Origin of the sequence: Mycobacterium helveticum, from assembly GCF_007714205.1 — a bacterium.
GTDB lineage: Bacteria > Actinomycetota > Actinomycetes > Mycobacteriales > Mycobacteriaceae > Mycobacterium > Mycobacterium helveticum.
This window is the reverse complement of the sequence record NZ_VMQU01000240.1, coordinates 1-3,184: the sequence shown is the minus strand read 5'-3', so window position 1 is coordinate 3,184 and position 3,184 is coordinate 1. Positions and strand designations below refer to the sequence as shown.

The 3,184-nt window shown below is 66.6% G+C and carries 3 protein-coding genes; all 3 read right to left on the bottom strand.

Annotated features, from left to right (window positions below; all coding sequences use genetic code 11):
• Positions 1–29: 29 nt before the first annotated feature.
• The 3 genes from FPZ47_RS27070 to FPZ47_RS27055 all read right to left on the bottom strand — a co-directional run bounded on the left by FPZ47_RS27070 (position 30) and on the right by FPZ47_RS27055 (position 3,062).
• Entirely contained in the window at positions 30–563 is a 534-nt protein-coding gene (locus tag FPZ47_RS27070; protein WP_210420032.1) for a nucleotidyl transferase AbiEii/AbiGii toxin family protein, read from the bottom strand.
• Entirely contained in the window at positions 499–981 is a 483-nt protein-coding gene (locus tag FPZ47_RS27065; RefSeq protein ID WP_168209582.1) for a helix-turn-helix domain-containing protein, read from the bottom strand. Before FPZ47_RS27065 ends, FPZ47_RS27070 begins: the two co-directional genes overlap by 65 nt.
• A gap of 416 nt (positions 982–1,397) precedes the next feature.
• Positions 1,398–3,062 (bottom strand): transposase, encoded by a 1,665-nt coding sequence (locus tag FPZ47_RS27055; protein ID WP_246133639.1) that lies wholly within the window; start codon positions 3,060–3,062, stop codon positions 1,398–1,400.
• Between the last annotated feature and the right edge of the window lie 122 nt (positions 3,063–3,184).

Below are 3,184 nucleotides of genomic sequence, written 5' to 3'. Positions count from 1 at the left end.
TTATCCCTTGCAGGAAGGGCACTTCCGCGCTACGACGCGGCCCTCAATCCATAGCCGGCTGAAAAATCAGGGTCAGAGTTGGCCAACAGCTTGCTGCAGGCCATGTCGAGGGCGGTCAGCGTCACGACCCCGCCGACGCTGTCACCGGGACCCGGTTCCTCCAGCTCGATTCGAGCCTCGCGAATGATCTCGAACTTGATCGGTTCTCCGTCGACGTCGAGCACGGCCCTGATGCCGTAATGATCGGCCGTGACGGGACGCAGAGTCGAGATCGGGAGCTTGGTCAGAGCTTTGAATCCCTCCGGTCCACGTACCCGCTCGCGAAGCGCGGCATATCCACCACCATCGGAGACGAGCAGGTCGATGTCCCGTGATTCGCGGTACTCGCCGTGCTGCAGCGCAATCGCTGTTCCGCCCCCGAAGTAACACCGCGAATTGGCGAGAAATTCGGCGTCGAGCGCCTCCAGCACACGGGCAATTCGCACGTGGTGAGCTCGGCTAAACAAGGAGAACTCCCCCGCCGTATCTGTCAGCGAGCCGCTGGATGAGCGCACGTTCGTCATCGCTCATCCCATCGCGGTCCACATGGCGCCAATTGCGTTCGTACATCCGCAGCGCGTCGATGCCGCGAAGCTGGGTATCGGCACGGAGCTGCCATGCAATCGCCTGCAGCTGGGGATAATCGCCCACACGAACCAGGCCCCCCGATGGCTCGTCGAGCAATGGCTGGCGGTCAAGCCGCGGCGGTTTGCGGAGCGCCAGCTGCAGCCCCAGGGCCGCTGCGGCATTCATATAGGCGCCGACCGTCACCGACGGTGAGCCGGACTCGATGCGATGCAGGGTGACGCGGGACATCCCGGCTGCTTCGGCGGTGGTTGCGGCGCTGATGCCGAGTTCTTTTCGCCGCCTGCGGAGCTCTTCACCGATTTCAGCCAGTACACCGTTGGCCCACTGGGCAGTATCGGGGCTCCGCGCAGGCATGTATCTCATGATATACAACACGGCGGGGCATCGGGGTGAGCCGCGGCGCCGCTGCCGGTGTTGTGGGTGCGACCGTTGGCCGGTCCGCTTCGATGGGATTCGGACGCGACCAAAGGGGCATCACTTCGGCCACAGATCACTGTTCTGACTCATCAAAACGGTTGTTGCGCAACGGCATTTCCCGATGCGCCCGTCACGGATCCCTTTCCGTGCGTCGCCTCACGAGGCTTACCCGCCCCGAGGCTGCCCGCGCAGGGCATGCTGTCAGGGACGGACGCGGACGTCATCCACCACGGCGCAGCACCGCGTCCGCAAACTCCCAGTGGATCCGCAGCACTCGCTCGCGGGTTTCTTGACGTCCTCCCCGCAATGAATTGCGGGGATTCCTCGTGCCGGCCGGCTGTCTCGATAGGCGCTCATGCGGCTATCGCCGTGGGCTGGTCGGTAGTGGAGGTTCGCGCCGAGCGGCTCTGTCGCATCACAGTTTTGGCTTTCCGCCGGGCTTTGATGCGCGCCACCGACCTCCGCGAGGGCGGATGCCTGCGGCCTCGCCGCTTGCGTGCTTGCGCACTACGGCTGGACTTCGGCGACTCGCCGGCGTCTTGGCGATGCAGCCAGCCCTCACACGCTGCCTGCAAGTCCAGCCGATCGACCCCATCGGCCTCGGTTCGCACATGCAGTCCGAGGAAAGCCGAAAACAGGTCGCGATCTTCTCGAATTCCGCACCCGCAGCGGTGGACCCGCTGGGAGAGCGGCTTCTTCTTTTTCGTCCCGCACAGACACGTTTGCGACAAGGCGGTGGTACGCGTGCTGTATTCGTAGAGCTGGGGGCCGCCGGCGCTTTCAGCCTTGCGACGCAACAATTCCACCAGCAACCCCGGTGCCCGGTCGCGCACACTGCGCGGAAAGTTCTTCTGCCACGACACATACTCCAACCGCTCACACGCGATGTCGGTGCCATAGCCCAGCAGCCGGTTACCCAGCGCCCCATGCAACGTCTTGCGGTGCTCGGCCAGGCGGCGATGCAACTCGCCCACCCGGACCATGGTGTGCTGCGCGGCGGCCGAACGCCGCCACACGCAGCGGCCCGTCGTGTGGACGCCATCACGGTTGAAGCAGGCCGGTGATCCGGCACGATGCTGGCGGTCCAGACGCCGCTGCGCCCGACGCAACCGTGTGGTGTCCAACCGGATCGCATCGGCCAGCGGCTCCACCCAACCCGACCAGCTCCCATCGGCGCGCCGCACGGCCACCGCGATCTGAGACAGTCCGAGATCGAACGACACCTGCCCGTCGCCGACCGCATGGCGGCGGGTCGGGCGCCCATCACACACCAGCTGCATCCGGTAGGTGTCGCGACCGTCGATCACGGTGCGCACGATCCGCGCCGACAACACTTTCCCGGCCGCGATCAGCCGTTCGATCTCGGCGAGCTCGGCCTGCTGCTCCTGACCGCGCCGACCTGATGCAGCCGCAGGCGTGATCGGCACGACGAAGCCCGCCCCCCACTGCAACCCGACCAGCCGGCCGGCCTCATCGGTTTTCGGGCGCAGCGCACCGTTGCCGTCTTTGGCCGCCAGCGAATGCAGCCCGCGTTTGGCCGGCTTGAACCGCGGCTTGCCTTTCCGGCCCACATGCCACTGGCGCACCGCATCGAACGCTCGTGCCCCCAGGTGCTGGGTTTCCTGGGCGGGCAGATGCTCACGCACCCACGACCGGCGCAGCGACGAGGCGAAGGATTGTGCGGCATCGGCGGTGAAACCGTGTGCGTGCTCGACGGAACGAAACGCTGCCCGTCGAACCTGACGCTCGGCTGGGCCGCGCGCCGGCAGCTCCCGCGCCGCAGCCCAGCCCGGATCCGATTTCACCGTGCGGCTACGCGTGATGAACTCGCCCAGCACCGCGTTATACACCCGCACCCCGGTGTGAAACCGTGTCCGGATCACCTTGCACTGCGCGGGGCTCGGCCGCAGCGGCCACGACCGCACATGGGTGGGCGCACCCTTCGCGCGCTTACGCGCACGCGGTTTCCGCGCCGGCCCGGCGGCCGGTGTCGGATCACCATGGTAGGCGTTACCCATCTGCACGCCCACACCATAAGGCCGACCACTGACAACCACGACCTGTGTTCGGGGGCATTCAGGGTGACCACGTGGGGGTAGCGGTCCGGCACTGACGGCGAGCAGCTGTCGGCCGGGCGCGT